Annotated in this window: 18 protein-coding genes; 4 read left to right on the top strand and 14 right to left on the bottom strand. The window is 34.5% G+C overall.

From position 1 onward, the window contains the following. Positions 1-21: 21 nt before the first annotated feature. Genes murD through mraZ form a run of 7 tightly spaced genes read right to left on the bottom strand, consistent with a single transcriptional unit; the run spans position 22 to position 7,795 of the window. Positions 22-1,356, bottom strand: a complete 1,335-nt coding sequence (gene murD, locus ACODSI_RS08400) for a UDP-N-acetylmuramoyl-L-alanine--D-glutamate ligase (protein ID WP_488916396.1) — start codon at positions 1,354-1,356, stop codon at positions 22-24. After that, positions 1,356-2,582: a phospho-N-acetylmuramoyl-pentapeptide-transferase gene (gene mraY / locus ACODSI_RS08395; RefSeq protein ID WP_488916395.1), complete on the bottom strand. Its 1,227-nt coding sequence runs from the start codon at positions 2,580-2,582 to the stop codon at positions 1,356-1,358. The genes murD and mraY overlap by 1 nt, the downstream gene beginning before the upstream one ends. Before the next feature lie 52 nt (positions 2,583-2,634). Then, positions 2,635-4,098, bottom strand: coding sequence for a UDP-N-acetylmuramoyl-L-alanyl-D-glutamate--2,6-diaminopimelate ligase (locus tag ACODSI_RS08390; protein ID WP_488916394.1), 1,464 nt, complete (start codon positions 4,096-4,098; stop codon positions 2,635-2,637). Further along, positions 4,095-6,101 (bottom strand): penicillin-binding protein, encoded by a 2,007-nt coding sequence (locus ACODSI_RS08385; RefSeq protein ID WP_488916393.1) that lies wholly within the window; start codon positions 6,099-6,101, stop codon positions 4,095-4,097. The genes ACODSI_RS08390 and ACODSI_RS08385 overlap by 4 nt, the downstream gene beginning before the upstream one ends. Continuing rightward, entirely contained in the window at positions 6,092-6,439 is a 348-nt protein-coding gene (locus ACODSI_RS08380; RefSeq protein ID WP_488916392.1) for an FtsL-like putative cell division protein, read from the bottom strand. The genes ACODSI_RS08385 and ACODSI_RS08380 overlap by 10 nt, the downstream gene beginning before the upstream one ends. Further along, positions 6,439-7,347, bottom strand: coding sequence for a 16S rRNA (cytosine(1402)-N(4))-methyltransferase RsmH (rsmH, locus tag ACODSI_RS08375; RefSeq protein WP_488916391.1), 909 nt, complete (start codon positions 7,345-7,347; stop codon positions 6,439-6,441). Before rsmH ends, ACODSI_RS08380 begins: the two co-directional genes overlap by 1 nt. Next, positions 7,322-7,795, bottom strand: a complete 474-nt coding sequence (gene mraZ, locus ACODSI_RS08370) for a division/cell wall cluster transcriptional repressor MraZ (protein WP_488916390.1) — start codon at positions 7,793-7,795, stop codon at positions 7,322-7,324. The genes rsmH and mraZ overlap by 26 nt, the downstream gene beginning before the upstream one ends. Before the next feature lie 402 nt (positions 7,796-8,197). Here mraZ and ACODSI_RS08365 point away from each other — a divergent pair, with 402 nt between their 5' ends. Together ACODSI_RS08365 and yihA are read left to right on the top strand one after the other, a co-directional pair. Beyond that, complete coding sequence (locus ACODSI_RS08365) at positions 8,198-8,989, top strand: alpha/beta fold hydrolase (protein ID WP_488916389.1); 792 nt, start codon at positions 8,198-8,200, stop codon at positions 8,987-8,989. A gap of 11 nt (positions 8,990-9,000) precedes the next feature. After that, complete coding sequence (yihA, locus tag ACODSI_RS08360) at positions 9,001-9,621, top strand: ribosome biogenesis GTP-binding protein YihA/YsxC (protein WP_488916388.1); 621 nt, start codon at positions 9,001-9,003, stop codon at positions 9,619-9,621. Positions 9,622-9,656: 35 nt separating this feature from the next. Here yihA and gldC read toward each other — a convergent pair whose 3' ends face one another. After that, the gene (gldC, locus tag ACODSI_RS08355) at positions 9,657-9,992 is read right to left on the bottom strand and encodes a gliding motility protein GldC (RefSeq protein WP_488916387.1); all 336 of its coding nucleotides are present in this window, start codon (positions 9,990-9,992) and stop codon (positions 9,657-9,659) included. Then, complete coding sequence (gene gldB, locus ACODSI_RS08350; protein ID WP_488916386.1) at positions 9,985-10,953, bottom strand: gliding motility lipoprotein GldB; 969 nt, start codon at positions 10,951-10,953, stop codon at positions 9,985-9,987. The genes gldC and gldB overlap by 8 nt, the downstream gene beginning before the upstream one ends. 57 nt (positions 10,954-11,010) lie before the next feature. Between gldB and nadE the strand changes: the two genes are divergently transcribed. Next, on the top strand, positions 11,011-11,820 hold the full coding sequence (gene nadE, locus ACODSI_RS08345) for an NAD(+) synthase (protein ID WP_488916385.1): 810 nt from the start codon (positions 11,011-11,013) through the stop codon (positions 11,818-11,820). 85 nt (positions 11,821-11,905) lie between these two features. Continuing rightward, a complete protein-coding gene (locus ACODSI_RS08340; protein ID WP_488916384.1) occupies positions 11,906-12,535 on the top strand; it encodes a LuxR C-terminal-related transcriptional regulator in 630 nt (209 codons plus the stop codon). A gap of 69 nt (positions 12,536-12,604) precedes the next feature. On the opposite strand, the gene dnaG is transcribed toward ACODSI_RS08340, so the two are convergent. From dnaG to ACODSI_RS08315, 5 genes are all read right to left on the bottom strand, one after another. After that, the gene (gene dnaG / locus ACODSI_RS08335) at positions 12,605-14,581 is read right to left on the bottom strand and encodes a DNA primase (RefSeq protein WP_488916383.1); all 1,977 of its coding nucleotides are present in this window, start codon (positions 14,579-14,581) and stop codon (positions 12,605-12,607) included. Positions 14,582-14,719: 138 nt separating this feature from the next. After that, on the bottom strand, positions 14,720-15,778 hold the full coding sequence (locus tag ACODSI_RS08330; protein ID WP_488916382.1) for a coiled-coil domain-containing protein: 1,059 nt from the start codon (positions 15,776-15,778) through the stop codon (positions 14,720-14,722). A 36-nt stretch (positions 15,779-15,814) separates the two neighbouring features. After that, complete coding sequence (locus ACODSI_RS08325) at positions 15,815-16,576, bottom strand: hypothetical protein (RefSeq protein ID WP_488916381.1); 762 nt, start codon at positions 16,574-16,576, stop codon at positions 15,815-15,817. Beyond that, entirely contained in the window at positions 16,563-17,123 is a 561-nt protein-coding gene (locus tag ACODSI_RS08320) for an RNA polymerase sigma factor (RefSeq protein ID WP_488916380.1), read from the bottom strand. The genes ACODSI_RS08325 and ACODSI_RS08320 overlap by 14 nt, the downstream gene beginning before the upstream one ends. A gap of 278 nt (positions 17,124-17,401) precedes the next feature. Beyond that, positions 17,402-18,379: a polyprenyl synthetase family protein gene (locus ACODSI_RS08315; RefSeq protein ID WP_488916379.1), complete on the bottom strand. Its 978-nt coding sequence runs from the start codon at positions 18,377-18,379 to the stop codon at positions 17,402-17,404. Between the last annotated feature and the right edge of the window lie 97 nt (positions 18,380-18,476).

Raw genomic sequence — 18,476 nt, 5'->3', positions numbered from 1 at the left:
TTTAAAATCTACTATCTGATATTACAAATTTCTTACTTCTCTTTTAAATTGATTGCCTCTGTCTTCGTAGTTTTGAAACAAATCAAAACTAGCACATGCTGGAGATAAAAGAACGGTATCACCTTTTTCAGCAATGTGTCTCGCGGTGTTTACAGCATCGTGCATGTTATCTACTTCTACCATCATGTCGACCACATTTCCGAAAGCATCAATTATTTTCTTGTTATCAACACCCAGACAGATAATTGCTTTTACTTTTTCATGAACTAAGGCCATCAATTCGGTGTAATCGTTTCCTTTGTCGACACCTCCTAAAATCCAAACTGTTGGAGTTGTCATGCTGTCTAAAGCAAAAAAAGTAGCGTTTACGTTAGTTGCTTTACTATCATTAACGTATTGTACATTTTGAATTTTAAGCACTTTTTCTAAACGGTGTTCAACTCCTTGGAAATTAGACAAACTTTCACGAATCGTTTGCTTTCTAATTTTCATCAGTTGTGCGACAGAAGTAGCAGCCATAGCATTTTTCATGTTATGTTTTCCTTCAAGAGCCATTTGAGTTGTTTCCATTAAAAACTCTTCTTCGTTGATGTTAATTTCCATAGTATTGTTGTTTAAAAATGCTCCATTTTCAACTGATTTTGAGATTGAAAACGGAATTAATTGTGCTTTTACTTTGTTATTTTGTAACCATTCGTTAATTGCCTCATCGTCTGCATCGTAAATAAGGTAATCTTCCTCGGTTTGATTCATTGTTATTCTAAATTTAGAATTGATATAATTCTCGTATTTATAATCATATCGGTCTAAATGATCAGGACTAATGTTGGTGATTATGGCTATATGCGGTTTGTAATCGATGATTCCGTCCAATTGAAAACTACTCAATTCCAACACATAAACATCATAATTTTCATCGGCTACTTGCCAAGCAAAGCTCTTCCCAATATTTCCTCCAATTGCCACATTCAACCCAGCTTGTTTTAAAATATGGTAGGTTAATGATGTGGTGGTGGTCTTACCGTTACTTCCTGTGATTCCGATAGTGATTGCATCGGTAAATTTGGATGCAAATTCAATTTCAGAAATAACCGGAATTTGTTGCGCTACTATTTTTTTTATTATCGGAGCTTTCTCAGGAATTCCTGGACTTTTCATTACTACATCAGCATTCAAAATTAAAGCTTCTGTATGCTGTTCATCTTCCCATTGTATCCCATTAATAATAAGAACTTCTCTATAATTTTCTTTTATTTTTCCAAAATCGGATACAAAAACATCATATCCTTTTTTCTTTCCTAAAATGGCCGTTCCTACGCCACTTTCACCGCCTCCGAGTACGACTAACCTTGGCATTATCTTAATTTTAATGTTACAATTGAAACGATTGCTAAAAGAATCGTAACAATCCAAAAACGAGTCACAATTTTACTTTCGTGATAACCTTTCTTTTGGTAATGATGATGCAAGGGCGACATTAAAAATACACGTCTGCCTTCGCCAAAACGTTTTTTGGTATATTTAAAATAAGTTACTTGTATGATTACAGAAGCGCTTTCGGCAAAAAAGATAGCACACAACACCGGTAACAACATTTCTTTGCGAACCGAAATAGCCAAAACAGCGATGATTCCACCAATTGTTAAACTTCCAGTGTCACCCATAAATACTGATGCTGGATAGGAATTGTACCATAAAAATCCGATGAGTGCCCCAACAAAAGCTGCAATAAACACGGTCATTTCACCTGAATTAGGGATGTACATCACATTCAAATAATTGGAAAGAATGATGTTACCCGAAACGAAAGCAAAAATACCCAAGGCTAAAACGGATATGGCTGAAGTTCCGGCGGCCAAACCATCAATTCCGTCGGTAAGATTGGCCCCATTTGAAACGGCTGTAATGATGAAAATCACAATAGGAATAAACACCAACCAAGCCCATTTTTGATAATCTTCTGTAAACGGCTCCAATATTTTGGCGTAATCCAATTCGTTGTTTTTCATAAAAGGAATAGTCGTAACCGTTGATTTAACCTCTTTAGCGGGTTGGCTCATCACATTTTCCGTTTGATTGAACAGAATAGGTCGAGCCGATTTTTCTCTCACTGTCACACCCGGACTGAAATAAAGCACCGATCCTACAATTAAACCCAATCCAACCTGACCAATTACTTTAAAAATTCCTTTTAGTCCTTGTTTGTCTTTTTTAAAGATTTTGATATAATCGTCGATAAATCCGATGGTTCCCATCCAAAGTGTGGTGATGATTAAAAGAACGATATAAATATTGTTCAATTTGGTTAATAAAATCACCGGAATTAAAGTCGCAATAATGATGATTAATCCACCCATCGTTGGCGTTCCTGCTTTTTGCGTTTGACCCGCCAAACCTAATTCACGAACGGTTTCTCCAACTTGTTGATTTCTTAAAAACATAATGATTTTTTTACCATAAATCGTTGAAATCATCAACGACAAAATCAAAGCCAATGCCGATCGAAAGGTGATATATTGAAACACTCCAGTACCTGGAACGTCTAACGTTTTGTCTAAATATTCAAATAAGTAGTATAGCATATTTGGTTATTTGTTTGTTTGGTTATTTGTTTTCGTAACACGTAATTTGTAATTACTTGTTTAATTGTTCTAAAAATTCCTTCACTATTTTCATGTCGTCAAAATCGTGGCGAACACCATTAATTTCTTGATAGGTCTCGTGTCCTTTTCCCGCAATTAGAATAATATCGTTAGCATTTGCCAATTGGCAAGCAGTTTTTATAGCTTGTTTTCTATCTTCAATAGAAAGTGATTTTTTATAATTTTGAGGTTCAACTCCAGCTTCCATTTCGGCAATAATTGTGGCTGGATTTTCTGTTCTAGGATTGTCTGACGTAATAATTACCTTATCACTCATTTGTGTAGCGATATTGGCCATGATTGGTCTTTTTGTTTTATCTCTATCGCCACCACAACCCACAACAGTTATCAATTGCTCGTTATTCGTTCTAATGTCATTGATGGTTTTCAAAACATTTTCTAAAGCATCTGGCGTATGTGCATAATCTACAATTGCGGTGATTTTTTGGTTAGAAACAATAAATTGAAAACGACCCGAAACACTCTCCAATTCCGACAACAAGCGCAATACTTCAAGATTTTCTAATCCTAATTGAACAGCAGTTCCGTAGATGGCTAATAAATTATAAGCATTGAACGTTCCGATTAGTTTTACCCAAACTTCTTGCTCATTAATTTTCAACAACAATCCCGACAATTGATTTTCTAAAATCTGAGCTTTATAATCAGAATACGATTTGAGTGCGTAGGTTAATTTTTTAGCATAGGTATTTTGCAACATGACCAATCCATTTTTATCATCAATATTGGTTAAGGCAAAAGCCGTTTTTGGTAAATGATCAAAAAACGATTTTTTAACATCTCTATATTCTGCAAATGTGGGATGATAGTCCAAGTGGTCGTGGGATAAGTTGGTAAAAACGCCACCTTCAAAATGCAATCCTTCAGTTCTTTTTTGATGAATACCATGAGAACTCACTTCCATAAAACAAAATTCACAACCCACAGCAACCATTTCATTTAAATAATGATTGATGGTTAAGGAATCTGGGGTGGTATGTGTCGCTTTGTGTTCCACATCATCTACCATGATTTTAACGGTAGAAAGCAATCCCACTTTATAACCTGCTTTTTTAAACAATTGATATAATAAAGATGCAATAGTAGTTTTACCATTGGTACCTGTAATTCCAACCAATCGCAATTTAGACGATGGATTATTATAAAAATTATTAGCCATAAAAGCCAAAGCCGAATTGGTATCTTTTACTTGAATGTAGGTGATTCCTACTGCAATAACTTCTGGAAGTATATCACAAATAACCACTATAGCCCCAAGACTAATTGCCTTTTCAATAAAATCGTGTCCATCAGAAACGGTTCCTCGGATAGCAACAAAAACATCATTTTCTTGAATTTTTCTCGAATCAAATTCGATTTTATTCACAGCAATTTCTGTTGAACCCTTTACAGCTTCAATCGCTACTTTATATAATATGTCTTTTAAAACAATCACGATAATTCTAATATTATAGTTGAATTTTTAATCAATGGTTCGCCTGCTGGAATCGATTGGTTTTTTACTTTTCCGATACCTTTTACTTTAACTTTCAAACCTAAATTTCCCAACAGCGCAACGGCATCCATTCCGGCCATTCCTTTTAAATTGGGTATCGTATTTTTAACCGATTGTGCTTTCGCAAAATACTCGCTGTATTTATATTCTTGCTTGGCTATTTTTTTATCTATGTCCTTGATTTCATTGGTTGAAGGAGCATCAGTGAAAATTTTCTGAGCGATTCTTTTAAAAACTGGTCCAGCAACATCAGCACCATAATAATTATTATTCGAAGTATTGGGTTTATGAACGACTACAATACATGAATACTTAGGATTTTCTGCTGGAAAATAACCTACAAATGAAGAAATATAATATTTATCAAGCGCACCATTAGTCCCATAACCTGCAGCCGCAGTTCCTGTTTTTCCTGCCATTGAAAAATCCTTGGAATACAATTTGGAAGCCGTTCCTTTCTTAACTACATTTTTCAAAATTGCTTTCAATTTCTTAATGGTTTCATCTGAACATATCTTAGAATTGATGACTTGCTTATCGTATTTTTTAATGGTTTTATTCCATTCCTTGATTTCCGAAACGAATTGCGGTTTTACCATTTCACCATTATTGGCTATGGCGTTATACAAGGTTAAGGTTTGCAATGGTGTAACAGCAACTCCATATCCAAAAGCCATCCATGGCAATGAAATAGCATTCCAACTTTTATCGGATGGATGCGGAATTCGCGGAGTTCCTTCTCCTTGAAACGGCAACCCAAGTGGTTTGTTCAATCCCATTTTATCAATTCTATTGACAAATTCCTCTGGATTACCCTTATAATTTTCATAAACCGCTTGCACCATGATGGTGTTAGAAGAAACTTCAAAACCTCTAGCTAACGATACCTTTCCGTAACCGCCTTCATGGGAATCGCGCACCTTACTTCCTCTATAATCTATGATTCCGCCGCGGCTGTCATACACCATACTTGTATCGACCTTATGATCATCAAGCAAGGCAATCATATCGACTAATTTAAATGTTGAACCTGGTTCATGTGCTTCGGCAACAGCATAATTAATAGTCTCATAATAATTACCCGATTTTTCGTCTCTTCCTAGGTTTGAGATGGCTTTAACTTGACCCGTTTTGGTTTCCATTACCACCACACAACCATGTTCGGCACCGTATTCTTCTAATTGTTTTAACAAAGCGTGATGTGCAATATCTTGAATGTAGACATCAATTGTAGAAATTACATCATACCCATCTTGAGGATCTACTTCGTTTACATCTCGAATAGGTTTCCACTGCCCTTTAGCTATTTTTTGTTTTAAAATTTTACCGTCTTTTCCGTTTAAGTATTTACCGAAAGCACCTTCAATTCCAACACGTTTTCTATAGCCTTGCTCATCAACGCGATCATATCCAATAGTTCTTTCGGCAATAATACCAATTGGATGTTCGCGCACTGTCTTTTGCTCTACAATGATGCCACCTTTGTAGGCACCTTTATTGAAAAGAGGCATCTTTTTAATTCTGGCATATTCGGTATAGCTCAAATCTTCTGCTATTAAAGTATAGCGACTTTTACTGGTGCGGGCATTTCTTAAAAGCGAATTATAATACGAACTTGGCTTCCCTAAAAGTTTAGACAAACTCATCGCTAACGAATCTACTTTAGAATCAAAATCACTGGCTTTTGGAGCAACCGCATCAAAACGGATGGTATAATTAGGTATAGAAGTGGCTAACAAACTTCCATCAGCTGAATAGATATTTCCTTTATTTGCAGGAATTACAAATGTTTTTACGGTACGTTCTTTGGCTAATTTTCGATAATAGTCTCCTTCTACCCACTGTATATTAGTGAGTTTTACCGTAATTGCAATACCCCCTAAAAAGATAGCAAAAGCAACTAAGTAAATGCGATAAGAAATATTTTTATCTTCTACTGCCATAACTTTTTGAAAAAACTTTTTTCTTCTGTTTTTTTAACTTTTATTTTTTGAGGCGGAACTTGAGATGGAAAAACACCTCTTTGTTCCATTTTTGCAGAAACAGTCGATTCCATTTTCAATTTCATCAATTCCGAACGACGGTCTACAAACTCGGAACGCAATTCTTTAACTTCGTTGGTTAAGTCGGCGATTTTGAATATTTTTTGGTCAAATCGGTGCGAATTAGCAATCATAATAATCGCTAGAACTACTATAAAAAGAATAAAACGCCAGTTTTTAGTAGCGTCTTCATTGACCAAAAATCTTGCTTTTAATATGTTGTAAACGCCGCCTTTCATTATTTTTTTTCTGCTATTCTGAGTTTTGCACTTCTAGCTCTATTGTTTATTTTTATTTCTGCTTCGGTTGGAACTATTAACTTTCCTATTAATTTGAATGGCACTGAAAAGTTTCCAAAGAAATCGCGTTCGGGTTCACCATCAAACAGTCCGTTTTTCATGAACCGCTTCACCAATCGGTCTTCCAACGAGTGATAGGATATTACACTCAATCGACCTTCAGGCTTTAAAATATCTAACGATTGTTCTAAAAACTCTTTCAATACATCCATTTCTTGATTGACTTCAATTCGGATTGCCTGATAAATTTGAGCTAATATTTTATTTTTAAACTGGTCTGGCAGAAAGCGCTGCAAAATCAATTTTAATTCATCCGTGGTGCTAATCGCTTTGTATTCTCTGGCGTCAATTATAGTTCTTGCTAATGCTGGGGCAATTTTCAATTCACCATAATCCAAGAACACTCTTTTCAAATTCGCCTCATCGTATTCATTGATTACCTTGTAGGCATCCAAGTCGTTTTTCTTGCTCATTCTCATGTCTAAATCGGCATCGAATCGAGTTGAAAAGCCACGTTCTGGCACATCAAATTGGTGTGATGACACCCCTAAATCGGCTAAAATTCCATCAACTTGTTTCACACCGTGAAACCTTAAAAAACGTTTGATATATCTAAAATTCTCTTGAATCAAGGTAAACCGTTCATCTGGTAAAGCATTTTCCCAAGCATCCTCATCTTGATCAAAACCAAATAATTTCCCGTCTGCACCAAGTCGGCTCAAAATTTCCTTAGAATGTCCGCCACCACCAAAAGTAACATCCACATAAACACCATCTGGCTTCACATTCAAACCATCAACTGTTTCTTTTAGTAAAACTGGATTATGATATTCCATTGTCGTCGTCATTTACATTTCCCATTACATCTTCAGCCAAATCGGCAAAATCTACAACTGAATCATCAATAGCTTTTTCGTACAACTCTTTGTCCCAGATTTCGATAATATTTACTGCCGAAGACAATACAATATCTTTAGAAATATGAGCAAAATTAGTCAGGTCTTTAGGCACCAATAAACGTCCTAAAGCGTCAATTTCAACCACTTTTACTCCGGCTGTAAAACGACGAATAAAGTCATTGTTCTTTTTTACAAAACGGTTGAGTTTATTAATTTTTTGCATCATTACATTCCATTCCGTCATCGGATACAACTCCAGACAGGGCTGAAATACAGAACGTTTCAAGACAAATCCGTCTTGAAGCGAAGCAGCCAATTGCTTTTTGAAAGGCGCTGGCAAAAGCAGCCTTCCTTTGGCATCAACTTTACATTCGTATGTTCCGATTATTGAATTCAAAAACTTAGTAATTAAATGATTTGAGCAAAAATATAAAATATTTTACCACCTTTTACCACTTTCTACCACATTGTTAATAAGTTTTACCACTTTTTAAAAATGAAAAAACATTCCATTGAAATCAGAAAATGAAAATTTGCATCGAATTGCCCAAAATCGATGTGTTTTACAGAATAAAAAGTGGTTAAAAAGACTTTTTTTGAGAAAAATTTAAGAAAAACACAACTTCTAGAACAAGACAATGGCCTCCTAAAAAAAGTTGAAATGTTGACAATTAAGCGTTTAAGTTTTCACAAAAGAAACCGAAAAAAGATAGCCCTGAAGCCTAAATATTTGAGCAAACACTATGAATTTATAGATAAAAAGCTATATTTGTAACAATTGAAAAAACGGTTTTTTAAAATGGACAAAATCATTAAAAAGGAAGGTCGATACAGTTATTTAGAAATTGGCGAGGGCACACCAATTGTCATTTTGCATGGCTTGATGGGAGGCCTAAGTAATTTTGATGGAGTTGCCGAGTATTTCTCTCAAAAAGGCTATAAAATTGTCATTCCAGAATTGCCAATATATACGCAAAATATACTAAAGACCAATGTAAAAGCTTTTGCCAAGTATGTAAAAGATTTTATCACTTTTAAAGGATTTGAAAGAGTAATATTGCTAGGAAATTCTCTAGGCGGTCATATAGCTTTGTACCATACCAAAATGTATCCTGAAAAAATGCTAGGATTGGTTATTACAGGAAGCTCTGGATTGTATGAAAGTGCTATGGGCGACAGCTATCCAAGAAGAGGAGACTATGAATACATTCAGAAAAAAGCTGAAGCCGTTTTTTACGATCCAAAAATTGCCACTAAAGAAATTGTTGACGAGGTTTATGCCATGGCAAACGATCGCATCAAGCTTATAAAAACATTAACTATTGCCAAAAGTGCTATACGACACAATATGGCTAAAGATTTACCAAAAATGCACGTACCAACCTGCATTATTTGGGGTAAAAATGACACGGTTACACCTCCAGAAGTCGCCATTGAATTCAACACACTTTTACCCAATTCAACTTTATATTGGATTGACAAATGTGGACATGCTGCAATGATGGAACAACCCGAAGAATTTAACAGATTACTTGAAGTATGGTTGAATGAAAAAAGCGAAACCCTGAAAAACCCTCAAGTAAGCAAGTAAAAAAAACAGCCATGAAAATAAATACAGCCGAATTTATAATAAGCAATTCTGATGTAAGCAAATGTCCGACGGAACGTTTGCCAGAATACGCCTTTATTGGTCGTTCCAATGTTGGGAAGTCATCGTTAATCAACATGATTACCAACCATAAAAATTTGGCTAAAACTTCTGGAAAACCAGGAAAAACACAATTAATAAACCATTTTAAAATCAATTCCAATTGGTTTTTGGTAGATTTACCGGGTTACGGATACGCTAGGGTTTCTAAAAAAACCAAGCAGGTTTTTCAAGAATTCATTACCAATTATTTTGAAAGTAGAGCCCAATTGGTTTGTGCTTTTGTACTGATTGATATACGACTTGAAGCGCAAAAAATAGATTTAGAATTTATAGAATATCTAGGAGAAACCGAAGTGCCTTTTTGCATTATTTTCACCAAAGCAGATAAAATTAGCAAAACAAAAATTGATTCCCATATTGCAGCCTACAAAAAGCAACTTCATGCCCACAACTGGGAAGAAATACCGCCTTATTTTGTTACCTCAGCCACAGAAGGTACTGGAAAAGACACCCTATTAAATTATATTGAAGAAATAAATAGTGAAGTTTATAAAGATTTAAACGAGTTTTAATACCCTAAAAAAGGCCCTCAAACGAGAGCCTTTTTTTATGCTTTTAATTCTAATTTCTCAGCAAAATAATCACAAAAATCCCGCATAGTATTAGACATTTTGTCGTCTTGAGTTGCTTTTTCGTAGGTATCTGCCATGGCAACCAACGTTTGATGAAAGAAAATCTTCATTTCGTCTACTGGCATGTCTTTAGTCCACAAATCAATACGCAAGGTTTCTTTGTTTTTATTATCCCAAATAGACAACATTATTGCCTTGGCTTCTTCATTTACAATGCCGCCGTCTTGGGCTGTCCAAGAGAGTGATTCAGGCACTTTATTCTCATCCAATCCAATTTCAAATTTAATTTCGGAAGTAGTATTTTTAGTCATTTTTTTTAGGTTTGTATTTTGATTTTTCAAAGATTGTTTTAGCATCCATTTTTAGCATTTGTTGCACTGAAACTTCGTTATTCTCCATAAAAGAACGCACAATTTGCCATCCTACCCATTGCCCCACTCGACCCGGTGTATCGTTATCAATTTCTAAATAAAATTTAGAAAACGGAGCTAAATTGATAAACCGATTAGGCAATCTTGAATCTGTACTGAAAAGCAATTTATTACTCACAAAATTTTCCCACATATAACTTTCGTTCTCTTGACAAAATTTTATTTGATCTTCCGTATATCCTATTCGTTCTGCATCCGAATAATCAGGCAATAAAATATCCTTTAAATACAACTCTTTTCCTGCACTAATCATTAACGAAATTAATTCTTTGTCTTTGGGTGGAGGCAAAATTCCAAAAGCAAAACTAGAAACAATATCAGGCATCATTTGTCTTTGCTCAAAATTTTGTCTTAAATATTCAGGAAACTCATTCTTGTAGAACTTGTGGTCTTTACCCAAATACAATTCTAATGCAATAATTAGTTTGTCGTTGGCATAAATTGCTTTGTTCAAATAATCCATTTCTCCAATTGCCGTGTAGATCTTTGGTGTGATCACCGTAGGAAAATAGTATTTTATATGTTTGAACAAATCTTCTATTTCAGTTTGCTCCGAATTAAAATTCTTGTATTTTTTTTCTACTTCTTGATACAATTCTCTCCATTGTGGATTTTGCATTTTTTCTATCCAAACCTCATCGGGAGTACCTAACGGGAAAAAATCAGGAAAATCTGCTTTTACTTTCGGTAAACCTTCGGGTGTAGCCTCAAAAAAAGCCTGTTCAAAACGAAATACTTTCATTTGAACTGGAATTTCATCCACAGCACGTTCGACCTTACTTTTCTTATCACACGAAAAAAGTATTAAGCTAATAATAATAAGTGAAATATATCTTTTCATTTTTTATTTAATATTTTTGCAAATATACATTACCAAATCTTAATTCATTCCTAAACTATGGCTAAAAAAAGCACCATTCAGGTTGAGAAAGTAAACGAACATATAGTTAACTGGTTAAAAACGTATGCTAATAACGCAAAAGTAAGTGGTTTTGTTGTGGGAATCTCTGGCGGCGTTGATTCGGCCGTGACTTCAACACTTTGTGCCCAAACGGGTTTACCTACTTTATGTGTAGAAATGCCTATTCATCAGGCTCAAAACCAAGTAAATCGCGGTAGAGAACACATCGATCAATTGCAAAAAAGATTTCCTAATGTAAGTAGAGCCGAAGCCAATTTAACTCCCATTTACGAAACTTTTAAGACTGAAGTCCCACCAAGTGATAACGAAACCAAATACCATTTATCTTTAGCCAATACTCGTGCCCGATTGCGGATGACAACTTTATATTATTTTGCTGGAATTCACGGCTATCTTGTAGCTGGAACCGGAAATAAAGTAGAAGATTTTGGTGTTGGCTTTTACACTAAATATGGAGATGGTGGCGTAGACTTGAGTCCGATAGCCGATTTAATGAAAAGTGATGTCTATGCACTTGGTTCTTATTTACAAATTCCTGAATCCATTCAACAAGCAGCACCAACCGATGGTTTGTTTGGAGATAATCGAACCGATGAAGATCAATTGGGTGCCAATTACGATGAATTGGAGTGGGCCATGCTTCAAAAAGAAATTGGAAAAAAACCAGAAGATTTTTCGCACAGAGAAAAAAAAGTTTTTGAAATCTATAATCACCTTAATCTCGTAAATAGACACAAGATGGAATCAATCCCGGTATGCAAAATACCAAATTCCTTTAGAGAATAATTAGATATTTATTAAAAATTTAGCATTTTTTGATTAACTTTACAATCATTTTATGAAAAAAATTAGCTACTAAAAAATTAAAATTATGATAACAGTTTGCCTTGCCGACAATTATCCGGTGGTACATTATGGCGTAAAATCATATTTTAAAGATCATCCTGAAATTAGTGTAGTTTCGAATGTCGGAAGCTTTTACATGGTTCCAGATGCCTTAAGAAATAAAGAGATTAACGTCTTAGTAATTGACCTCGAGTTAGACGGCTTGAAAAGTATTTACGAACTAAAAGCAATTATTAAAAACTTTCCTAATACGAAAGTATTAGTTTTTACTAGTTTGAACGAACAAATCTATGCACCTAACGCTATAAAAGCTGGAGTTGCTGGGTTTGTACACAAATCTTCTAAATTGGAAACTCTAGGCACAACTATCATTAGAGTACATCAAGGAATTGTAATGTTGAGTGATGCTATAAAGAAAAATTTAGCATTAATCGCCAAACAAAATAAAAGCGAGCGCCTTTATCGAAAATTATCCAACAGAGAAATTGAAGTACTACGCTATTTGTGTGACGGAAAGAAAAACAATGAAATTTCTAAAGTTTTAGGATTAAACGAAAAAACAATTTCGACCTACAAACTTCGTCTTTTACAAAAGCTGAATGTAACCAATTTAGTTGATTTGGTGAACAAAGCCAAGACTTTGGATATTGTTTAAAAACACATCTTATAGAAAATCCCAAATTCTTTTACATCTAAGAATTTGGGATTTTTTTTATGTTATTCTCTAATTATGTCGAGAAATTACTCTTCCCAATTTTTTTGAAAACATATTGGTAAGCTCGTTATAATCTCGAACTCCTAGTAATATTTCGTGATTATCGACTTCGGGTTCGTTAGAGACGGACGCCTGCAATTCTTTAATTATTTTACTAACCAATAACCATCTTAAGGTTAATATCGTTTCGGAAACATATTGGCTAATGGTTTGATCTTTTGCTTTTACGAAAATATTTTTGGCTTCCCAATTGTCTAAAGAATACCTTTCATCATTCATTAATATCGAAGTAACTTCTTGTGCTAATTCGGGCGTCAATTGGGATAAATATTTTTCTAATTCAAAAGTTTCATTTTGATTAAAGTAAGCAATCAAATCGTTGTAAATATCTCTAAACAATGGATTGGCTAATTCGGTTTCGTCTTCCTGCAAACTCAAATACACACGCTGATAGACTTTATATTTGTTCATTTCTTTAACCTCAACCATTTCTCCAGCTTCATTTGCTTTCAATAAAATGTCTTCAAATTCATCTTCAACATGACCATAAACTAGAAGGATTTCTATGATTTTATGCTCCAATTCATATTGAATATCAACATTGGCAGTTGCTACTACATTTTCATTTTTATGAACTTCAAATGCCGTTTGCTCTTCTTTATGTTTTTTACCTAACTCAACAATGTCTTTTTTAACCAACTGCGCCAAGGTATTAAACAAAACATCTTCTGAAATATCCATAATTCTAGACACTTCTTGAATATAGATTTCACGTTTAATGCGGTCTGGAATTTTAGAAATACTGGCCACCATATCGCGAATCAAATCGGCTTTTTTGATCGGATCATTCTTGGCATCTTTCATTAAAAGCGAGGCTTTGAATTGAATAAAATCCATTGCATTTTCTTCAAAATACTGAATCAAATCTTGAAGCGGCGTTTTCTTGGCAAAACTATCCGGATCGTCTCCATCAGGAAAAGTACACACTTTTACGTTCATGCCTTCTTCCAAAATCAAATCGATACCGCGAATGGAAGCACGTAAACCAGCAGCATCACCATCAAAAAGTACGGTAACATTTTTAGTTAAACGATTAATCAAACGTATTTGATCGGGAGTTAATGCTGTTCCAGACGAAGCTACCACATTTTCAATTCCGGCTTGGTGCATCTGAATTACATCGGTATACCCTTCAACCAAATAACAGTTGTCATTTTTAGCAATGGATTGTTTGGCATGAAAAATTCCGTACAACACTTTACTCTTGTGGTACAGATCGCTTTCTGGCGAATTGAGGTATTTAGCCGCTTTTTTATCGTTGGTTAAAATACGGCCTCCAAAACCCAATACGCGCCCCGACATCGACTGAATAGGAAACATCACACGCCCTTTAAATCTATCAAACTGTTTGTCTTCACCAACAATTGTCAGACCCGTTTTTTCAAGAAATTCTAGCTTATACCCTTTTCCTAGCGCTTCTTTCGTTAAAGCATCCCAAGTAGAAGGCGAATATCCCAAACCAAACTTTTTTATGGTATCATTCGTAAATCCACGTTCTTTGAAATAGGTTAAAGCAATCGCTTTTCCTTCTTCAGAATTCAACAACATATCTTGAAAATATTTTGAAGCGAATTCGGAAACCAAAAACAAACTTTCACGTTCGTTAGCCACTACTTTATCTTCATCTGAAAGTTCGGTTTCTTCAACTTCGATATTGTATTTTTTGGCCAAATACCGAATGGCTTCTGGATAAGTAAACTGCGAATGCTCCATGATAAAAGCAATAGCATTTCCACCTTTTCCCGAACTAAAATCTTTCCAAATTCCTTTGGCAGGCGAAACCATGAACGAAGGCGAGCGCTCGTCAGAGAACGGACTCAATCCTTTAAAGTTGCTACCGGCGCGCTTTAATTGCACAAAATCGCCGATAACTTCTTCTACTCGAGCCGCTTCGTAAACTTTATCTATGGTTTCTTTGGTAATCAATTTTAAGTTCTAAGATTAAAGGTTCTAAGGTTTCAAAGTTAAAAGTTTTTTCGCCACAATGGCACGAAATTCTACAAATAAAAAAGGCATCCTTTAAATAAAGATGCCTTTAGAAAATATAACTAACCTAAACAAAATTTAATTTAAATCGAAACGTACTCCTAGCGAAATGTTGTTTTGTTTCACGGTATTGTTTTCGAACATTGGATTCAAATCGTATTTTACATACAAACTCGTTTCTTTATAACCAATATAGGCACTAACGCCATAGATGAAACTATTTACATTAAAATCACCTTTGTCTTTAACCGTAATATCATTACCGTCGGTATCTTCAAATTTTTGAAATTGTTTTGATTTCAATCGGAAACCTGCATATCCACCTAGACCAACACGAACACTTTGGTGCGATTGAAAAAAGGCTTTTCCGTCTTTAGATTTATTTTTTGAGAAATCAAATTCTAAATGTAATGGTGCTACTAAATACACATTTCTAAAACGAGAATCGTCTAAATGAGTAGCGCTTACTTCTAGATTCGTTTGGTCGCCATTTTTTACAAAAACTCTATTGTCGGTTGGACGAAGATTGTTATACATTACAGAATATCCGTATTTCAAGTGTAATAAATTGTTGTTTTTTAACAATCTAGTGTTGTATGTATTTCCCCATTCGTAGAAATGTGATCCTAAATATCTAAAATCAGAACCTGCCACTTTACCATCAGTAGCCAAATTATTGACTCCTGTAGCAAATACAAATTGTGAGGTTGTTCTTTTTTCTGATTTACGAACGGTATCGTTTTTACTATTCCATTTGAATGAAAACGAATGCTCATTAGTAGATTCTGCTAATTTTCCATCCACTTTTGCTTGTACTAAATCTTTCAATTCTTCTTGAGCAACGGCAATTCTGTTTTCAATAATTGTAGCTCTAGCTTCGGCTAATTTTTTCTTTTTATCGTCAGCTTGTTCTTTGGTAATTATCCCTTTTTCCAATTGAACGTTTACTTCTTCTACTTCTATTTTCAAAGTAGCTTTTTCTTCGGTAGTGATTTTTTCAATTTTATCACCAATGGCTTTGGCTTTAGTTTCAAAATTTTGGATTGCTTGATCGTCTTTCTTTTTTTGATCTTGAGCCACTAATTTGCTCGCAAAAAGACATAGTGATAGTGCTAAGTAAATGGTAAAATTTCTCATGATTTCTACTGTATTAAATGATTAATTGATGATTTTTTATTCCTGATTTCTAGTAGCCAATGCCACTTTCACCTCTTGGTAATTTTTGTTGATTTTGGTTAAAACTTTGTCTCTAAATGATTGGTCTAATTCTCCGTCGACTTGAGATAAAAGACTGTTAGCGTTGACTTTTACCTTCGGTTTAGCACCCGATTTAGGTGATTTTTCTACCGATGCTAATAAGTCGTCTACATTTACTGGACTTGTTTTGGAAAGAACGCTTTCTTTTGGAGATTCAACTATCGGAAGTTCTTTTTGAGCAACAGCTTCTTGCTTTTGAATTTGAACTTCTTTTTCTTGATTAATTAATAAATGATTTGTTGTTTTTTGATTGTTTTGATTGAAACTCGATGATGATTTTTTGTGTGTTGGTTGATTATTGTTTGTAGCGACTGCAACTTGCTTTACTTGTTGATTGAATCCTTGTAAACCCGAATTATCATTTCCCGTATTTGCGTTAATTGTAGGAGTGACTTCTTTTGGAGTTGCATTTTTTACTGTTTCATTTACCCCTACATTATTTTCTGGTTTAACAACGATTTCTTTTGGACTGAAGAAAAACAAACCAAGCGATACCAATACCAAAACGCTGGCAGCAATTCCAATAAATCGGAAAGACAGAAAAGGCGAACGCACTGTTTTTTTTTCTTCTGCTACCGACAACATGGCGTCTAATCTGTCCCAAGCCATTGGGCTGGGTTGGATTTCGCGAGCATTCAACTGCTCTTGTATCTGGGTTTCTATTTTATTCGGTTCCATTTGTGTAATTTTTTAATTTATTAATGTTGTCTTGCAATACTTTTCGAGCGTGAGACAACTGCGATTTTGATGTTCCTTCACTAATACCAAGTAATTCTGCAATTTCTTGATGCTTGTAACCTTCAATTGCATAAAGGTTGAACACCATTTTATATCCATCAGGCAAACTATCTATTAAAGACTGAATATCATCCACAGAAAACTGGCTTTCTATATTGTTGAAACTTTCCTCGAAATAATTTTCATCTTCAATGAACTTTACTTTCTTTTGAACTCTGATATAAGAAATGCATTCGTTTATCATGATTCGGCGAATCCATCCTTCAAAACTGCCTTCGTGTTTAAATTTATTCAGATTGGCAAACACTTTCATAAAAGCCGTAATCATAATGTCTTCTGCTTGATGCAAATCTTTCATGTATTGTCGGCACACACTTAGCATTTTAGGAGAAAATTTGGAATAAATCTTGTGTTGTGCATGACGATTATTCTCGACAGCCAATTCGATTAATTCTTTCTCTTCTTGATGTAAGTTGATTACTTTCATTATTCAATGACAAAATTCAATTTCAATTTGAAAATTCAATATTTGTTATTGCTATTGCAATTGTTTTTTAATATTGAATCAGACTTCTATTAGCATAGACGATTGTCGTTGCAAAAAGGTTGCATGAAATAATTAAAAATTATGAATTAAAAATTAAAATACTGACTATTAAAGATTTAAAAAAAATATTTTTTATCAGATTGTGTAATTTTTATAGAACGGCAACTTTGTATTAGTAAGAATTTAAAATTGAAATTGCCTTTTGATATTGAAATTGTTTATTTCTTCCTTTCAATAACGTAATTAACCATCAACGTTAAACTGTCTTTGTAGATGGAATTGGGGAAATTTTGAATCAAAGCTAGCGCTTCTTGTTGGAATTGCGCCATTTTTTGTTCGGCATAATGCAATCCGTTTTGGTCTTTTACAAATTGAATAACTTCTTTAACGCGCTTTTTGTCTTTATTATGATTCTTAATTGAATTAATGCACCAGCTTTTTTCTTTATCCGAACAATTGTTTAACGCATAAATTAACGGTAATGTCATTTTTTGTTCTTTAATATCGATCCCTGTGGGTTTTCCAATCGCTTCGTCGGTATAATCAAATAAGTCGTCTTTAATTTGAAATGCCATTCCGATGAGTTCACCAAATTTGCGCATCGTTTCTACCTGAACTTCATCATCAGTAACCGAACGTGCTCCAAGGGCGCAACAGGCGGCAATTAACGTGGCTGTTTTTTGTCGGATGATTTCGTAATAAATGTCTTCGGTAATGTCCAATCGACGTGCTTTTTCTATTTGAAGCAATTCGCCTTCACTCATTTCGCGTACTGCCACCGAAATAATTCTTAGTAAATCAAAATCACCATGATCGATAGAAAGTAGTAATCCTTTGGACAACAAATAATCACCTACTAAAACAGCAATTTTATTTTTCCAAAGGGCATTTATTGAAAAAAATCCGCGACGGCGGTTACTATCATCGACCACATCATCATGTACTAAAGTTGCGGTATGGATCAATTCTATTACACAAGCGCCGCGATAGGTTCGTTCTTCAACAGTGCCTCCTGAAATCATTTTGGCAGTTAAAAAAACAAACATCGGTCGCATTTGTTTTCCTTTTCGATTTACAATATAATAGGTAATTCGGTTTAACAAAGCCACTTTAGAAGACATCGATTCATAGAACTTCTTTTCAAAAAGTTCCATCTCCTGCAGAATGGGTTGTTTTATTTGCGAAGTGATATTCATTAGTGCCCAAAGATACAACAATCAGCCTATTTGAAAAATAATTTATGATATCATTAAACCTTTTTGAATTTAAAATGTCTTACTTTTAAACCACTAA

Source organism: Flavobacterium sp. FG139 (genome assembly GCF_057809695.1).
Note: the sequence above shows the minus strand (reverse complement) of the source record. Positions and strands in the feature narration are given on the sequence as shown.

Bases quoted from the DNA above. Each gene is read 5' to 3' on its own strand.
- mraY (WP_488916395.1), bottom strand. From the start codon at position 2,582: ATGCTATACTACTTATTTGAATATTTAGACAAAACGTTAGACGTTCCA.
- ACODSI_RS08325 (WP_488916381.1), bottom strand. From the start codon at position 16,576: ATGGAACCGAATAAAATAGAAACCCAGATACAAGAGCAGTTGAATGCT.
- ACODSI_RS08340 (WP_488916384.1), top strand. From the start codon at position 11,906: ATGATAACAGTTTGCCTTGCCGACAATTATCCGGTGGTACATTATGGC.
- yihA (WP_488916388.1), top strand. From the start codon at position 9,001: ATGAAAATAAATACAGCCGAATTTATAATAAGCAATTCTGATGTAAGC.
- gldB (WP_488916386.1), bottom strand. From the start codon at position 10,953: ATGAAAAGATATATTTCACTTATTATTATTAGCTTAATACTTTTTTCG.
- ACODSI_RS08380 (WP_488916392.1), bottom strand. From the start codon at position 6,439: ATGAAAGGCGGCGTTTACAACATATTAAAAGCAAGATTTTTGGTCAAT.
- ACODSI_RS08315 (WP_488916379.1), bottom strand. From the start codon at position 18,379: ATGAATATCACTTCGCAAATAAAACAACCCATTCTGCAGGAGATGGAA.
- rsmH (WP_488916391.1), bottom strand. From the start codon at position 7,347: ATGACGACGACAATGGAATATCATAATCCAGTTTTACTAAAAGAAACA.
- ACODSI_RS08385 (WP_488916393.1), bottom strand. From the start codon at position 6,101: ATGGCAGTAGAAGATAAAAATATTTCTTATCGCATTTACTTAGTTGCT.
- nadE (WP_488916385.1), top strand. From the start codon at position 11,011: ATGGCTAAAAAAAGCACCATTCAGGTTGAGAAAGTAAACGAACATATA.
- ACODSI_RS08330 (WP_488916382.1), bottom strand. From the start codon at position 15,778: ATGAGAAATTTTACCATTTACTTAGCACTATCACTATGTCTTTTTGCG.
- gldC (WP_488916387.1), bottom strand. From the start codon at position 9,992: ATGACTAAAAATACTACTTCCGAAATTAAATTTGAAATTGGATTGGAT.
- murD (WP_488916396.1), bottom strand. From the start codon at position 1,356: ATGCCAAGGTTAGTCGTACTCGGAGGCGGTGAAAGTGGCGTAGGAACG.
- ACODSI_RS08365 (WP_488916389.1), top strand. From the start codon at position 8,198: ATGGACAAAATCATTAAAAAGGAAGGTCGATACAGTTATTTAGAAATT.
- ACODSI_RS08320 (WP_488916380.1), bottom strand. From the start codon at position 17,123: ATGAAAGTAATCAACTTACATCAAGAAGAGAAAGAATTAATCGAATTG.